Raw genomic sequence first — 16,546 nt, 5'->3', positions numbered from 1 at the left:
AGCACGCCATTCCGAAGGGTCACCATGCGCATTCTCGTGGTCGAAGACGATGAAAACCTCAACCGCCAGCTGGCCGACGCGCTGAAGGAGGCGGGCTATGTGGTGGACCAGGCCTTCGATGGCGAGGAAGGGCATTATCTCGGCGAGACCGAACCCTATGACGCGGTGATTCTCGATATCGGCCTGCCGGAAATGGACGGCATCACCGTGGTGGAGAAATGGCGCGCGGCAGGCAAGGGCATGCCGGTCCTGATGCTGACGGCCCGCGACCGCTGGAGCGACAAGGTGGCGGGCATCGATGCGGGCGCCGACGATTACGTCGCCAAGCCCTTCCATGTGGAAGAGGTTCTGGCGCGTGTCAGGGCGCTGATCCGCCGCGCCGCCGGCCATCCCTCCTCGGAAATCGTCTGCGGCCCGGTGAAGCTCGACACCAAGGCCTCCAAGGCGACCGTCAACGGCACGGCGCTGAAACTCACCTCGCACGAGTTCCGCCTTCTCTCCTATCTCATGCACCACATGGGGCAGGTGGTGTCGCGCACAGAACTCATCGAACACATGTACGACCAGGACTTCGATCGCGATTCCAACACCATCGAGGTGTTCGTCGGGCGCCTGCGCAAGAAGATCGGGGTGGACCTGATCGAGACGGTGCGCGGCCTCGGCTACCGCATGCAAGCTCCTTCCGATGTACGTTAGGTCGGTCACCGCCCGCGTCCTGGCTCTTGCGACGGCGTGGTCGGCGCTCGCCCTGGTGGCGATTGCCCTGGTGATCTCGGCGCTCTATGCCAAATCGGCCGAGCGCGCCTTCACCGACCTCTTGCGCGCCCAGCTCTACAACGTGATCAACTCGATCACCATCGGCGAGGACAACAGCCTGGCCGGCAATCCGCAGCTCGGAGACCTGCGCTTCTCGCAGCCGGAAACCGGCTGGTACTGGATCGTCGAGCCGCTCGGCACCTTTGCCGCCACACCGCTTTCCTCCTCCTCGCTCGGCACCTCGAACATCCAGGTGCCCTCGATCCTCAACGTTCCCTTCAACAACCGCTACGAGCGCTTCTATCCGGCGACCGACGCCTATGGAAACCACGTGCTGGTGGCCGAGACGGAGGTGGTTCTGGATGCCGACGGGCGCGCGGCACGCTTTCGCGTGTCCGGCAACCTGAACGTGGTGCAGGAGGATATTCACGCCTTTACCCGCAACCTTTACATCGCGCTGGTGATCTTCGGGGTGCTCAGCCTCGTGGTGAACGGGCTTGCCATTCTCTTCGGCCTCAGGCCGCTCGACGAGGCGCGCCGCGCCCTGGAAAAGGTGCGGCGCGGCGAGGTGGAGCGGCTGGAGGGCGAATTTCCGCGCGAGGTGCAATCGCTGACGGTGGAGATGAACGCGCTGATCGACAGCAACCGGCGCATCGTCGAGCGGGCCCGCATGCAGGTGGGAAATCTGGCCCATTCGCTGAAGACGCCGATCGCGGTGCTGCTGAACGAGGCGCGGCTTCTGGAAAAGGCGCAGGGCGAAGTGGTGCGCACGCAGGTGGAAGCCATGCAGGGGCAGGTGCAATCCTATCTCAACCGTGCCCGCATCGCCGCCCAGCGCGAATCGATGCTGGCGCGCACCGAGGCGGAACCGGTGCTGGAGCGGCTGGTGCGCGTGATGCGGCGGCTGAACCCGGAGCGCAGCTTCGAACTTGCCGTGTCGCCGGCCGGTCTCGCGCTCGCCATGGAACAGCAGGATGTCGAGGAGACGGTCGGCAACCTTCTGGAAAACGCCGCGCGTCATGCGGCAGGCGCGGTCTGGCTTTCGGCCCAGGAGACGGAGGCGCCGGAAGGCCCCGATTCCGCACGCCGCCACTGGGTGGAGATCATCGTGGAGGATGACGGGCCGGGACTGGAGCCGGACGAGATCAAGGAAGCGCTGAAGCGTGGGCGCCGCCTGGACGAAAGCAAGCCCGGCACCGGGCTCGGCCTGTCCATCGTCGGCGAGATCACCCGCGAATATCAGGGCGAACTGGAGCTTTCGCGCGGCACGCATGGCGGGCTTCGGGCGCGCCTGAAGCTGCCCGGCCTGACGCGGGAGGCCGCGTGACACTGGATTTCCGAGGCCGGCGGGAACATATCTCTGCCGAGGCCGGGTGAATTCGGGCCGAGCCACGGCTTCGGCCTCGACCTCGCCCACGAAAAGGCTAAAAGATCTGGTGCGGAACGCGGCAAGGCTGGCTGCGCCTGCCGCGTCCGGGATGATGGTTGAAGACATTGGTTGGAGAAGTATGCCGTTGCGCCCTGTCAGATTTGTCCTGTCCGCCCTGGTTTCCGCGAGCGTTCTCTCCGGCTGCGCGACCTCCGGAGGGATCGGTTCGGGCGGCCTGTTTTCGAGTCGCAAGCCGGGCGTCGATTACATTGCAGCGCTGCAGGGCGGCATTGTCGGCCGCGTGCCCGCCGAAATCGGCAAGGGTGACCGGCAGCGGGCGCTGGAGGCGGAATACCGGGCGCTCGAACAGGCGGCCGTGGGCCAGCCGGTGGCGTGGAAGGGGCACGACGTGAGCGGTGAGGTGGTGGCCGCGGCGCCCTATCAGGTGGGATCGCAGAACTGCCGACAGTACACCCACACGCTGAACCTCGACAGCGGACAGGTGAAGGCGCGCGGCGCGGCCTGTCGCAATGCGGACGGTTCCTGGACGCCGCTGACCTGAGGGCCCGTAGCAGGCCCCGGCTTTGGCCGGAAAGGACGTGATCCCGCGCTGTGTCGGGGCCGGGCAGGAGCATGCGGCGGCCGCGATGCGGTGTGGTGCCGCAAGTGCCGGCTTCGGGTTGACGCAAATCAAGGCCACACGCACACTCGGCCGGCATAGGTGGCGCCAGAGATTGCGGCCAGATGCCTCAAATTCGTGTCATTGCCCGGCTTCCGATTGGAATGAGGGCCAGCTTGAAGTAATTGGCCTTCATGGTTTTATGGATCGTCCTTGCTTGTTTCACGGCCCTGGTGGCGGCGGTTCTGATCGCGCCGCTGATGCGGCCTGTTCCCGAAAGCCGGAAAGGCCATGAGGATGAGGCCGCCGTCTATCGCGACCAGCTGCGCGAGGTGGAGCGGGACCGGCACCAGGGACTGATCGGCATCGAAGAGGCCGAATATGCCCGCGCCGAGATCGGCCGCCGGCTTCTGGCGCTGGCGGAGAAATCCAGGCGGACAGGGCACGACGAAGGCTCGAAGGGGGCCGGACGGCACCGGCTGGCGACCTTCTCGATCATTGTCTGTCTGCCGCTTGTCGGCCTCTGTCTCTACGTGCTTCTGGGCAGCCCCGGTCTTCCGGCACAGCCGCTGGAGGCGCGACTTGCCAATCCCGGCAACAACATGGCGCTGCTGGTGGCCAAGGCCGAACGCCATCTGGCGGCCAATCCGGAGGATGGCGCCGGCTGGGACCTGCTGGCGCCGATCTATTTCCGCAGCCAGCGGCTGGGCGATGCCGAAATGGCCTATCGCCGGGCCATCGCGCTGGTTGGCGAAAGCTCCGAGCGGCTGGCGGGCCTCGGCGAAACGCTGGTGGCCGCAAATGAGGGCATCGTGACCGCCGACGCGCGCCAGTCCTTCGCGCGGGCGGTGGAGCTTGACCGCAGCAATATGCGCGCCCGCTTCTATATGGCACTCTCCGACGAGCAGGCCGGTCGCCGGCAGGCGGCGCTCGACGGGTTCAGGGCGCTGGCCGCCGATTCGCCGCCTGGAGCTCCATGGGTGGCGCTGGTCAACGACCACATCGCCCGCAACGGCGGCGCGCCGCTGGCAAGGCCATCCGTTCCGCCGCAGGCCGGCGATGCACCCGGCAAGGTGCCCGGCAATCCGGATGCGGCCGACGTGGAGGCCGCGCAGGAGATGAGCGCGAGCGATCGCGCCCAGATGATCGAGGGCATGGTGGCGAGCCTTGCGGCAAAGCTGCAGGACGATCCCCGCAATATCGAGGGATGGTTGCGGCTGGTGCGTTCCTATAAGGTTCTGGGACAGGACGAGAAGGCGGCCGATGCGCTACGCACGGGGCTGAAGACATTCCCCGCCGACGGGGCGCCCGGGCAGCGCCTGGTGGCGCTGGCGCGCGAGATCGGTCTGTCCGTGGAGGGGGTGACACAATGACCCGCAAGCAGAAGCGACTGGCGGTGATTGCCGGCGGGATGGGTTTCATCATGGTGGCGGTGCTGCTGGTGATGTTCGCCTTCAGCCAGTCGGTCGCCTATTTCTACATGCCGGGTGATCTTTCCGCCGCCAAGGTTTCGCCCGGCACCCGCATCCGTCTCGGCGGACTGGTGGAGGCGGGGTCCGTGGTGCGCGGCGCCGGCTCCACCGTCAGCTTCAAGGTGACGGACGGCCATGCCAGCGTGCCGGTGCGCTATACCGGCATTCTGCCGGACCTGTTTCGCGAGGGGCAGGGCGTTGTGACCGAGGGTGTGTTCGATACCGCGCATGACTTCCGTGCCGACACCGTGCTGGCCAAGCATGACGAGAACTACATGCCGAAGGAAGTGGCCGATCGCCTGAAGGAACAGGGCGTGTGGAAGGAAGGCGAGGGGGCGACGCGATGATCATCGAAATCGGTCATTATGCGCTGGTGCTGGCGCTTGCGACGGCTCTGATCCTCTCCATCGCGCCGATGGCGGGCGCGCGGCGCGGCGATGCCGCCCTGATGGCGCTGGCGCCGCTCGGCTCCGTGCTGCTGTTTGCGCTGGTCGCCTTTGCCTTTTCGGTGCTGACCTGGGCCTATGCGGTCTCCGACTTTTCCCTGCGCAATGTCTGGGAAAATTCCCATTCGCTGATGCCGCTGATCTACAAGCTGACCGGCGTGTGGGGCAATCACGAGGGCTCCATGCTGCTGTGGCTGCTGATCCTGACGCTGTTCAGCGCCATGGTGGCGGTGTTCGGCCGCAACCTGCCGGATTCGCTGCGGGCAACCGTGCTTGCCGTGCAGGCCTGGATCAGCCTGGCCTTCCTGCTGTTCATCCTCCTCACCTCCAATCCCTTTCTCAGGCTCGATCCCGCTCCCGCCGAGGGGCAGGATCTCAATCCCGTGCTGCAGGATCCGGGGCTTGCGGTGCATCCGCCGCTTCTCTATCTCGGCTATGTCGGCTTTTCCGTCTGCTTCTCGTTTGCTGTCGCAGCCCTGATCGAGGGGCGGATCGACGCGGCCTGGGCACGCTGGGTGCGGCCGTGGACGCTCGCCGCCTGGACCTTTCTCACCGCCGGGATCGCCATGGGCTCCTACTGGGCCTATTACGAACTCGGCTGGGGCGGCTGGTGGTTCTGGGACCCGGTGGAAAACGCCTCCTTCATGCCCTGGCTGGCCGGTACGGCGCTTCTGCATTCGGCGCTGGTGATGGAAAAGCGCGAGGCGCTGAAGATCTGGACCGTGCTGCTGGCGATCATGACCTTCTCGCTGTCGCTGCTGGGCACCTTCCTGGTGCGCTCCGGCGTACTGACCTCGGTGCATGCCTTTGCGACCGATCCTTCCCGCGGCATCTTCATTCTCTGCATCCTCAGCCTGTTCATCGGCGGCGCCTTCACGCTGTTTGCCTGGCGGGCCCCGCAACTGAAGAGCGGTGGCCTGTTCGCGCCGATCTCGCGCGAGGGGGCGCTGGTGCTCAACAACCTGATCCTGACGGTGTCTGCCGCCACGGTTCTGACGGGAACGCTCTATCCGCTGGTGCTGGAGACGCTGACCGGCGAAAAGATCTCGGTCGGCGCACCCTTCTTCAACCTGACCTTCGGCCTGCTGATGATCCCGCTGCTGCTGGCGGTGCCTTTCGGTCCGCTGCTCGCCTGGAAGCGTGGCGATCTGCTGGGTGCCCTGCAGCGGCTCTATCTGGTGGCGGGTGTGTCGCTTGGCGCAGGGCTTGCTGTCTATTATGCCGAGCATGGCGGGCCCGTGCTGGCGGCGTTCGGTCTGGCGCTCGGCTTCTATCTGATCCTCGGCGCGCTGGCCGATCTGTGGTACCGCGCCAATTTCGGCAGGCTCGCCTTCTCCATCGCCTTTCGCCGGCTGAAGGGGCTGCCGCGCTCGGCCTTCGGCACGGCGCTGGCGCATATGGGGCTTGGCATCACCGTGCTCGGCATTGTTGCCGTCACCACCTTCGAGACGGAAACCGTGGTGGAGATGAAGCAGGGCCAGACGGCGGAGGCCGGTGGCTATACGCTCGTCTTCGACGGCATGCGCGAGGCGGTCGGCCCGAACTTCACCGAGGAACGCGCCCACTTCACCATCAGCCGCGGCGGGGTGGCGGTCGCCGATGTCTGGTCGTCGAAGCGTCTCTACACGGCGCGGCGCATGCCGACCACGGAAGCCGGCATTCTGAGCTTCGGTCTCAGCCAGCTTTACGTATCGCTGGGTGACCCGATGGACGATGGCGGCATCGTGGTGCGCATCTGGTGGAAGCCGTGGATCCTGTGCATCTGGGGCGGCGCCCTGGTTATGATGCTGGGCGGTTTCGTGTCGCTCTCCGATCGACGATTGCGCGTGGGTGCGCCGAGCCGCCGGACGAAGCCGGTGAAGGCACAGATGGAGCCGGCGGAATGACCGGGTTTCCCAGGGATTTCCGTTTCTCCGTGACCCTTTTCGCGCGTGGCCGACGAGGAGGCTGGCGGCCGGGCGAAGGGCGCGGCTTGCTTGCCAGAATTGTGCTCGGGCTTTTCCTTCTGCTGGCGCCTGTGCCCGCCTTCGCCGTCAATCCGGACGAGGTTCTGAAGGACCCGGTGCTTGAGGAGCGGGCGCGCGCGCTGTCCGGCCAGCTGCGCTGCATGGTCTGCCAGAACCAGTCGATCGATGATTCGAATGCGGAACTTGCCAAGGATCTGCGGCTTCTGGTGCGCGAGCGGATCGTGCGCGGCGACAGCGACAGGCAGGTGATCGATTATGTCGTGTCCCGCTACGGCGAGTTCGTGCTGCTGAAGCCGCGCCTTTCCGGCAAGACCATGCTGCTGTGGGCCATGCCGGCGCTGTTGCTGGTGCTTGGCGCCGTCGCGCTTGCGCTGACCCTGCGCCGCCGCCGCGCAAGCGTTGTCGAGCAACCGCTCACCGACGGGGAAAAGGCCCGTCTGGACGCTTTGCTCGGCGAGTAACGGAATCCGAAACATTCGGAAACATTACGAACATTTCACCAGCCGGACAGGTGCAGTTAAGACGCCGACACCTATATCTTGCGTCATCCACCGCCGCCGGGCAGCCGGCACTCCAGTCTGAATGATGTGAAGAAGAAGGTATCGCACAATGTTCAAGAGCAAGATCGGACGTCCCTCCCTGAAAACCGTGCTCAAGGGTTCGACCGTGGCGGGCCTCGCGGCCGTCATGCTCTCGACCGGTATTCCCGCGCAGGTCTACCAGACCTTTGCCGAGCCGGTCACGGTTGCCGCTCCGCAGGTTCCGAGCTTTGCCGACGTGGTGTCGGCCGTGTCCCCGGCCGTCGTCTCGGTGCGCGTCAAGTCGGATGCAACGCCCGTTTCCGACGACAGCGGCAACGGCTTCTCGTTCAACTTCGGCGGTCGCGGCTTTGACGACCTGCCGGACGACCACCCCCTGAAGCGCTTCTTCCGTGAGTTCGGCAACCAGCAGGGCCAGGGACCGGGCAACCGCAACCAGGACCGCGCCCAGCGCGATCCGAAGCGTCCGCATTATCTGCGCCCCGTCGCCCAGGGGTCCGGCTTCTTCATCTCGGAAGACGGTTATGTCGTCACCAACAATCACGTCGTCTCCGACGGCTCGGCCTATACGGTCGTCATGAATGACGGCACGGAACTCGATGCCAAGCTGGTCGGCAAGGACAGTCGCACCGACCTCGCGCTGCTGAAGGTCGATGCCAAGCGCAAGTTCACCTATGTGAAATTTGCCGATGACGCCAAGACCCGCGTGGGCGACTGGGTCGTGGCCGTCGGCAATCCCTTCGGCCTTGGCGGCACCGTGACGGCCGGCATCGTGTCTGCCCGTGGCCGCGATATCGGTTCCGGTCCCTATGACGATTTCATCCAGGTGGATGCCGCCGTCAACCGCGGCAATTCCGGCGGCCCGACCTTCAATCTCGAAGGCGAAGTGGTCGGCATCAACACCGCGATCTTCTCGCCGTCGGGCGGCAATGTCGGCATCGCCTTCGCCATTCCCGCTTCCACTGCCAAGGACGTGATCGCCGACCTGATGAAGGACGGCAAGGTAGAGCGCGGCTGGCTGGGCGTGCAGATCCAGCCGGTGACGCAGGATATTGCCGAATCGCTCGGCCTTGCGGAAGCCAAGGGCGCCCTCGTCGTTGCCCCGCAGGACAATTCGCCCGGCGCCAAGGCCGGCATCAAGCAGGGCGACGTGATCACCGCGGTCAATGGCGATCCGATCAAGGATGCCCGCGACCTGGCCAAGAAGGTTGCCGCGATCGGTCCGAACCAGAAGGCGGAAATCTCGCTGTGGCGCAATGGCAAGGCACAGTCCGTTACCGTGATGCTCGGCAACCTTGCCAGCGACGAGGCGGTGAAGGCGGAAAACAGCCAGAGCCCGAACGACAGCCAGCCGTCCAGCGAGAAGGCACTGGCAGCGCTCGGCATCACGGTGGCGCCCTCCGATGACGGCAATGGTGTTTCGGTGACCGATGTGGATCCGGACTCCGAGGCCGCCGCCAAGGGCCTGCGTGAAGGCGAGAAGATCACCTCGGTCAACAACCAGCAGGTATCGTCGGCCGCCGACATCACCAAGGCACTGGAGGCTGCCCGCAAGGATGGCCGCACCCGGGCCCTGTTCCAGGTGGAATCGCAGAGCGGCAGCCGCTTCATGGCCCTGCCGATCAACGAAGGCTGATCGCCCTCAAGGCAATTGCAGGGGGCGTCGGGCCAGGCACGGCTCGGCGCCCCCTTGCATTCGGCTTCCCGGTTCCCTTCGACGAGGTTTTCACCCATGCAGATGAACCCACAGCAGAGTGATGGAAAAACCGAAACCCGTTTTACGGACGGCGCGGCGGACGCTATGGTCCCGCACATGAAGATTCTTGTCATTGAAGATGATCTGGAAGCCGCCGCCTACATGACCAAGGCCTTTCGCGAGGCCGGCATCGTGGTGGACCATGCCAGCGATGGCGAAAGCGGGCTCTTCATGGGCTCGGAAAACGCCTATGACGTGATGGTGGTCGACCGCATGCTGCCGCGCCGCGACGGCATTTCGGTGATCAGCGAGTTGCGCAAGCGCGGCGTCAACACGCCGGTGCTGATCCTGTCTGCGCTCGGCCAGGTGGATGACCGCGTGACCGGCCTGCGGGCCGGCGGCGATGACTACCTTCCGAAACCCTATGCCTTCAGCGAGCTTCTGGCGCGCGTCGAGGTGCTGGGGCGGCGCAAGGGCGCGCCCGAGCAGGAAATGGTCTATCGCGTCGGCGACCTGGAGCTGGACCGGCTGTCGCACGAGGTGCGCCGCGGCGGCAAGGAGATCCTGCTGCAGCCGCGCGAGTTCCGCCTGCTGGAATACCTGATGAAGAATGCCGGCCAGGTGGTGACCCGCACCATGCTTCTGGAAAATGTGTGGGACTACCACTTCGATCCGCAGACCAACGTGATCGACGTGCATGTGTCGCGCCTGAGATCCAAGATCGAGAAGGATTTCGACAAGCCGCTGCTGAAGACCATTCGCGGTGCCGGCTACATGATCAAGGACGAGGCGTGAAACCCTCGATGAGCCGCCTCCGCCTGGTGATGCGCTCGACCACCGTCCGGTTGTCGGCGCTCTACATCATGCTGTTTGCGCTGTGTGCCGCCTTTCTGGTGGTCTATGTCACGGCGATGTCCGAGCGGCTGCTGGCCCAGCAGGTGCGCGAGGCGCTGCTCCAGGAAACTTCCGAGGTGCGTGGCTCCTATGACCGCGGCGGGGTAAACCTTCTGCTGCGCACGATGGAGCGGCGTGCCCGCCAGCCGGGCGCCAATCTCTACGTGATCGCCAGCCCGACCGGCGAGATGCTGGCGGGCAATGTCGCAAGCGTCGAGCCGGGCGTGCTGGACCGCGAGGGCTGGACGCGCATGCCGTTTCGATACGAGCCCTTCACCGAGACGGGACCGCCGCGCCCGCATGTGGCAACCGCCAACGTATTCTTCCTCGACAACGGCCTGCGCGTGATGATCGGCCGCGATCTCGGCGAGCCGGGCCGGTTCCGCGGCATCGTGCGCCGTGCGCTGATGGTGGCGCTGGCGATCATGGGGCTCGGTGCCCTGATCATCTGGTTCGGCATCGGCCGCAACGCGCTGAGGCGCATCGACCGGATGTCGGCTGCCAGCACCAAGATCATTGCCGGCGATCTGTCGCAGCGCCTGCCGGTCGGGGTATCGGGTGACGAGTTCGACCGCCTGTCGGAATCGCTGAATTCCATGCTGGAGCGCATCGAGAAGCTGAACGAGGGGTTGCGGCAGGTCTCCGACAACATTGCCCATGACCTGAAGACGCCGCTGACCCGGCTGCGCAACAAGGCCGCCGATGCGCTGGCGGAAGACCGCGGCGAGGTGCGGCGGGCGGCGCTGGAGGGCATCATTGCCGAATCCGACCAGCTGATCCGCACCTTCAATGCGCTCTTGATGATTTCCCGCGTCGAGGCCGGATCGATCGCCGCCGAGATGACGAGCGTGGATCTCTCCGCCATTTCCGCCGACAGTGCCGAGCTTTACGAGCCGGTGGCGGAGGAGGCGGGGCTTTCCCTCACGACCGAGATCGAGCCGGGTCTTGCGGTGCATGGCAATCGCGAACTGATCGGGCAGGCGATCTTCAACCTGCTGGACAATGCGATCAAATATGCCGCGGGAAGCGACGGCGCCGCGCCGATCCGGGTAATCCTCAGCAAGCAGGCGGACGGATTGCATCTGTCGGTCGCAGACAGCGGGCCGGGCATTCCCGCCGACAAGCGCAAGGAAGTGACCAAGCGCTTCGTGCGCCTCGACGAAAGCCGCTCCAAGCCCGGAACCGGCCTTGGCCTGTCGCTGGTGGAGGCGGTGATGGAACTGCATGGCGGTCGGCTTGAGCTTTCCGCCACCCATGGCGAGGATGCGCCGCAACCGGGACTGACCATCACCATGGTTTTCCCGTTCCAGACGCTCTAAATGGAGGGTGAGGAGCACAGGGAGGATGCATGACGATGACGGTTCGGCAACTGGCGGACGTGAGCAGGGACCTCAAACCCTTCAACCAGACCGAGGCGCGCGCGGCGCTGTCAGCTCTGAAGGAGATGGGGAGCCGCGAGCCGACAATTGCTTCCGTTCTGGCTGATGGCGGGCCGCTCAAGGATTTCCTTGTCAGCGCCCTGTCGCTCTCTCCCTACCTGAAGGACATCGCGGTGATCCGGCCGGCACTTCTGGCCCGCGCGCTGGAGGCACCGCTGGAACCGCAGCTGGAGGCCTGCGTGGCAGCGGCCCGCGACTGCTGGCGACCGCGCGCCGACGGGTCCGTTCCCGGCGAGGCGGAGGTAATGACCGCGCTGCGTGATGCCAAGCGGCAGGTGAGTTTCCTGCTGGCGCTCGCCGATCTGTCCGGTCTCCTGCATGCAAGGGAAACGACGGCCTGGTTGACGCGGCTTGCCGATGCGGCGGTGGCGGCGGCCGTCGACCACCTGCTGCTGGCGTCGCATCAGGCCGGCAAGCTGAGGCTCGCCGACCCCGCCCGGCCGAGCGACGGCTCCGGCCTCATCGTGCTCGGCATGGGCAAGCTCGGCGCGGGCGAACTGAACTACTCCTCCGACATCGACATCGTCGTCTTCTTCGATCCCGACAGCGGCATTCTTCCGGATCCGCTGGAGGCGACCGAGTTCTACGGCCGCATGATGCGCCGGCTGATCCGCATTCTGCAGGAGCGGACCGGCGACGGCTACGTGTTCCGCACCGACCTGCGGCTGAGACCCGATCCCGGCTCGACGCCGCTTGCGGTGCCCGTCGAGGCGGCGCTGATCTATTACGAGGGGCGCGGCCAGAACTGGGAACGCGCCGCCTATATCAAGGCCCGGCCGATGGCCGGGGATCTGAAGGCCGGCGAGGCTTTCCTGCGCGACATGACGCCCTTCGTCTTCCGCAAGTATCTCGATTATGCGGCGATTGCCGACATCCATTCGATCAAGCGGCAGATCCATGCGCACAAGGGCCACGGGGTGATCGCGGTCAAGGGGCATGACGTGAAGCTCGGGCGGGGCGGCATTCGCGAGATCGAGTTCTTTGCCCAGACGCAGCAGCTGATTGCCGGCGGCCGCGTGCCGGCGATCCGCGAGCGACGCACGGAGGCAGCCCTTGCGGCGCTTGCCCAATCCCGCTGGATCACGCCGGAAATCGCCGCCGAACTGACGGAGGCCTACTGGTTCCTGCGCGATGTGGAGCATCGCATCCAGATGGTGCGTGACGAGCAGTCGCACCGCCTGCCGGAAACCGAGACCGAGCTGAAGCGCATTGCCTACATGCTGGGCTTTGCCGACACGGCGGGCTTTTCTGCCCGGCTGGAGGAGGTGCTGCGTCGTGTGGAACGGCGCTATGCCCGGCTGTTCGAGCAGGAGGCGAAGCTTTCCACCGGCGACGGCAATCTGGTCTTCACCGGCCAGAACGACGATCCGGAAACGCTGGTCACGCTGTCGAAACTCGGCTTCGAGCGGCCGGCCGACATGTCGCGGGTGATCCGCACCTGGCATTACGGGCGCTACCGGGCAACCCAGTCGGTCGAGGCGCGCGAGCGGCTGACGGAGCTGATGCCGGAACTTCTCTCCGCCTTCGGCCGCAGCAAGCGGGCGGACGAGGCGCTGCTGCGCTTCGACGGTTTCCTGAAGGCGCTGCCGGCGGGCATCCAGCTGTTTTCGCTGCTCGGCAACAATCCCGGCCTGCTGTCGCTGCTGGTGATGATCATGGCGGCGGCACCGCGGCTCGCCGACATCATCGCGGCGCGCCCGCACGTGTTCGACGGCATGCTCGATCCCGGCCTGATGCAGGAAATTCCGACGCGGCACTATCTCTGCGAGCGGCTGACGACCTTTGTCGGCGGCGCGCGCCATTACGAGGAGGTGCTCGACCGTTTGCGCATCTTCACCGCCGAGCAGCGCTTCCTGATCGGCATCCGGCTGCTGACCGGCACGATTTCCGGCGCCCAGGCGGGCCGCGCCTTCACGGATCTCGCCGACCTTGTCATCGAACAGGCGCTGAAGGCAGTGCTTGGCGAAATGGCGCAGGCGCATGGCGCCTATCCCGGCGGCCGCGTCGCGATCCTCGGCATGGGCAAGCTCGGCAGCTACGAGCTGACGGCCGGCTCCGACGTCGACCTGATCCTGCTCTATGACTATCCGGAGGCGGTGCAGGAATCGGACGGGGCAAAGCCGCTCGATGCCATGCGCTATTTCACCCGCGTTACGCAGCGGCTGATCGCGGCACTCTCGGCGCCGACGGCGGAGGGGATCGTCTTCGAGGTGGATCTGAGACTCCGACCCTCCGGCAACAAGGGCCCGGTCGCCACCCGCATCAACGCCTTCCGCAAGTATCAGGAGGACGAGGCCTGGACCTGGGAGCACATGGCGCTGACGCGGGCGCGTCTCGTCTGCGGCGATGAGAGTCTGATGGCCGAGGCGGGGCAGGTGATGGCGGACGTGCTGGCCAGACCGCGTGACCGGCAGAAGACGGCGGCAGACGTCGCCGAGATGCGGGCGCTGATCGAGCAGGAAAAGCCGCCGCGCGATCTCTGGGATTTCAAGCTGATCCCCGGCGGGCTGATCGACATCGAGTTCATCGCGCAATATCTGCGGCTGGTCGCACCGGCCGGGGCTGCGGTCCTGGAAGATGAGGCGGCCGTCTCGATCAGCGGAACGGAGGCGGCCCTGAGGCGCCATGCGGCGGGGCGGCTTGGCGCCGACGACCTTGAGACCTGCGTGACGGCGCTCCGGCTCTATACAGAGCTGTCGCAGATCATCCGGCTGTGCGTCGAGGGCGCGTTCGATCCGAAGGATGCCCCGGCCGGGCTGATCGAGCGGCTGTGCACGGCGGGCGATGCGCCGAGCCTCAAGCTGATCGAGGCCGAGGTCAAGCGGCTGTCGAAGAGCGTGCGATCGATCCTGCAGGCATGCCTGTCTGCGCGCAGCAGCCCTGCTTCTGAGGAATGAACAGCGAGACGACCGTGCCGCGATCCACCGCAGAGCGGATGCGCATGGTGCCGCCATGCAGGCTGACCAGCGAGCGGGAAATGGCAAGGCCGAGGCCGGAGCCGCCCTTGCTCTTGGCATACTGGCTCTGCACCTGCTCGAAGGGCTGGCCGATCTTGCCGAGTGCCGCCTTGGGAATGCCGATGCCGGTATCGGCGATGGTGAGCCAGATGCCGCGCTCCGACTGGCGGGCGCGCAGTTCCACCCGGCCGCCTTCATTGGTGAACTTCACCGCATTGGACAGGATGTTGAGGAAGATCTGCTTCATGGCGCGGCGGTCGCCATGCATGTGCAGGCCAGAGGCAACGCGCTGGGTGACGGCGATCAGCTTGGCTTCCGCCGGCATGGCGGTGAGGCGGATGCTTTCTTCGATCAGCGGTGCGAGATCGATGTTCTCGCAGACGATCTTCATGTGACCCGCCTCGATCTTCGACATGTCGAGGATGTCGTTGATGACGTTGAGCAGGTGCTTGCCGCTGTCGTGGATGTCGCGGGCATATTCGCTGTATTTCGGCGAGCCGACCGGGCCGAACATGCCGTTGACCAGGATTTCCGAGAAGCCGAGAATGGCGTTCAGCGGCGTGCGCAGTTCGTGGCTCATATTGGCGAGGAATTCCGACTTCGCCTTGTTGGCGGCCTCGGCGCGTTCCTTTTCCGCCTGATAATTGGCATTGGCGATCGAAAGCTCCGCCTTCTGGCGCTCGAGCTTCTTCTGGGAAGCGGAGAGGTCGCCGATGGTTGCCATCAGGCGTCGCTCGGATTCGCGCAGGCGCTCCTGATGGCGCTTGAGAAGGGTGATGTCGGTGCCGACCGAGACCATGCCGCCATCGCGCGTGCGGCGTTCGTTGATCTGCAGCCAGCGCTCGTCGGCAAGCTGCACCTCGGTGGTGCGCGAAAAGCCGTTGTGATCCGGATCGACGATGCGCCGCTCGATCACCGGACGGGCGGCGGCAGCGGTGACCACGCTCTTTTCGGTGCCCGGCACCAGAACCTTGTCCGGCAGCCCGTAGGCCTGCTGGAAGTGGGTGTTGCACATCACCAGCCGGTCGTTCTTGTCCCACAGCACGAAGGCTTCCGAGGTGCATTCGATCGCATCGGCCAGACGCTGGTCGGCTTCCGCATAACGCTGGGCGAGGCGGTGCTGCTCCGTCACGTCCATTGCGATGCCGATGACATGCGTGCGGCCGCTGCTCGACTTCATCACCTGGGCGCGGGCGCGCATCCAGACATAATGGCCAGCAGCATGGCGCATGCGGAACACTTGGTCGATCTGCTTGGCATTGCCGCGGCCGACGGCACGCGCCAGCGCAAACAGGTTGCCATCGGCCGGATGCATCAGCCGGGCCGCCTCGCTGAAGGACAGCATGTTGTTGCCCGGCGGCAGGCCGAGCATTTCATACATGGAGCGCGACCAGAACAGCCGGCGGTTGGCGAGGTCGAAATCCCACAGGCCGCAGCGTCCGCGCGACAGCGCCGTTTCGACGCGCATGTTGGATTCGAGGAAGATCTCGTCGGCATCGCGGGCGCGCTTCACCTGCATGTAATAGGCATAGAGAATGACGAGCAGCACCGAGGAAATGCCGGTGAACAGCGTGACATTGAGCGACACCTGCTGGCGCCAGAACTGGTCGGCGCCTTCCAGCGAATGGGCCGCGACGACGAGGCCGCCCTGCGGGCCGCCGAGCGCCTTGATGGCCGCATAGTGGGGAACGCCGTTGAAGGTGGTCTCGATGACGCCGTCATCGCCGTTGAAGCGGCGCAGCGCCACCATTTCCGGCAGAAGGGTGGCAAGCTGCGCGTCGAGATAGGGCGCTGCCTGACGCGTTCCGCCAAAGACGCGACCGCCCGCATCGACCAGGATGACGAAGGCGCCGGCCTGCAGCTTGTTCTGCGGCAGGAAGAGCGACAGCCGCTCTTCGGCCGCCTTGCGATCATCGGTGGCGAAGGCCTGCTCGTGGCCGGCAAAGGCTGCCGCGCTGGCCGCCGCCAGCAGCGCCGTCGACTGGCGCGCCGCTTCTTCCATGCGCGCCCGCTCCGAAACCAGGCCGAGCAGGCGGGAGGCCGCGATCACGGCAAGGAAGGCAATGATGAGCAGCGGGATCGACCGCTTCAGCCACAGTTCGGCGCTCGGAAGCTCTTCGAGCCGGCGCTTGAGCGCGCACAGGCTGTTCCCGGTGCTCAGCTGGAAAGCCAGCCAGTCCGGAAATTTGAAACGCAACCGTTCTCCGGCTGCGGTTTCCCGCTGCACGTCAGCCATCGTTCTGATTGATCCCTCATGCTGATTCGCAATGCCGCTTGCGAACTATGCACAGTGAATCAAAGCCGATTCGGCTTGTCCAGAGCGTGCGGTCATAAATTGTTAACCATGATGCCGGGTTTTTTCGCCGGCCGGAATCACAGGCTGCAGGGATTG

The 16,546-nt window shown here is 65.6% G+C and carries 11 protein-coding genes and 1 pseudogene; 11 read left to right on the top strand and 1 reads right to left on the bottom strand.

Annotation, left to right across the window (positions count from 1 at the left end; genetic code table 11):
• Window positions 1–24 precede the first annotated feature (24 nt).
• The 11 genes from KLP42_RS01645 to KLP42_RS01595 all read left to right on the top strand — a co-directional run bounded on the left by KLP42_RS01645 (window position 25) and on the right by KLP42_RS01595 (window position 14,094).
• Window positions 25–696: a response regulator transcription factor gene (locus tag KLP42_RS01645; protein WP_215564201.1), complete on the top strand. Its 672-nt coding sequence runs from the start codon at window positions 25–27 to the stop codon at window positions 694–696.
• Complete coding sequence (locus KLP42_RS01640; protein ID WP_215564199.1) at window positions 686–2,083, top strand: ATP-binding protein; 1,398 nt, start codon at window positions 686–688, stop codon at window positions 2,081–2,083. The genes KLP42_RS01645 and KLP42_RS01640 overlap by 11 nt, the downstream gene beginning before the upstream one ends.
• A 181-nt stretch (window positions 2,084–2,264) precedes the next feature.
• Entirely contained in the window at window positions 2,265–2,687 is a 423-nt protein-coding gene (locus KLP42_RS01635; protein ID WP_215564197.1) for an RT0821/Lpp0805 family surface protein, read from the top strand.
• 251 nt (window positions 2,688–2,938) lie between these two features.
• The gene (ccmI, locus tag KLP42_RS01630; protein WP_215564195.1) at window positions 2,939–4,117 is read left to right on the top strand and encodes a c-type cytochrome biogenesis protein CcmI; all 1,179 of its coding nucleotides are present in this window, start codon (window positions 2,939–2,941) and stop codon (window positions 4,115–4,117) included.
• On the top strand, window positions 4,114–4,563 hold the full coding sequence (gene ccmE, locus KLP42_RS01625; protein WP_215564194.1) for a cytochrome c maturation protein CcmE: 450 nt from the start codon (window positions 4,114–4,116) through the stop codon (window positions 4,561–4,563). The genes ccmI and ccmE overlap by 4 nt, the downstream gene beginning before the upstream one ends.
• Window positions 4,560–6,548: a heme lyase CcmF/NrfE family subunit gene (locus KLP42_RS01620; protein WP_215564192.1), complete on the top strand. Its 1,989-nt coding sequence runs from the start codon at window positions 4,560–4,562 to the stop codon at window positions 6,546–6,548. The genes ccmE and KLP42_RS01620 overlap by 4 nt, the downstream gene beginning before the upstream one ends.
• Before the next feature lie 86 nt (window positions 6,549–6,634).
• On the top strand, window positions 6,635–7,090 hold the full coding sequence (locus tag KLP42_RS01615) for a cytochrome c-type biogenesis protein (RefSeq protein WP_252192686.1): 456 nt from the start codon (window positions 6,635–6,637) through the stop codon (window positions 7,088–7,090).
• A 148-nt stretch (window positions 7,091–7,238) separates the two neighbouring features.
• A complete protein-coding gene (locus tag KLP42_RS01610; RefSeq protein ID WP_215564188.1) occupies window positions 7,239–8,804 on the top strand; it encodes a Do family serine endopeptidase in 1,566 nt (521 codons plus the stop codon).
• Between the two features lie 102 nt (window positions 8,805–8,906).
• A complete protein-coding gene (locus KLP42_RS01605) occupies window positions 8,907–9,659 on the top strand; it encodes a response regulator transcription factor (protein ID WP_502941260.1) in 753 nt (250 codons plus the stop codon).
• An 8-nt stretch (window positions 9,660–9,667) separates the two neighbouring features.
• Entirely contained in the window at window positions 9,668–11,077 is a 1,410-nt protein-coding gene (locus KLP42_RS01600; RefSeq protein ID WP_215564184.1) for a sensor histidine kinase, read from the top strand.
• Window positions 11,078–11,106: 29 nt separating this feature from the next.
• A complete protein-coding gene (locus tag KLP42_RS01595; RefSeq protein ID WP_215564182.1) occupies window positions 11,107–14,094 on the top strand; it encodes a bifunctional [glutamine synthetase] adenylyltransferase/[glutamine synthetase]-adenylyl-L-tyrosine phosphorylase in 2,988 nt (995 codons plus the stop codon).
• Here the strand turns inward: KLP42_RS01595 and KLP42_RS01590 are convergent.
• Window positions 14,087–16,390 (bottom strand): annotated as a pseudogene (locus KLP42_RS01590) (PAS domain-containing sensor histidine kinase); the annotation flags it as partial. The gene KLP42_RS01595 and the pseudogene KLP42_RS01590 overlap by 8 nt on opposite strands.
• Window positions 16,391–16,546: the final 156 nt, after the last annotated feature.

The organism is Rhizobium sp. CSW-27, from assembly GCF_018760785.1.
Taxonomy (GTDB): Bacteria; Pseudomonadota; Alphaproteobacteria; order Rhizobiales; family Rhizobiaceae; genus Neorhizobium.
Note: the sequence above shows the minus strand (reverse complement) of the source record. Positions and strands in the feature narration are given on the sequence as shown.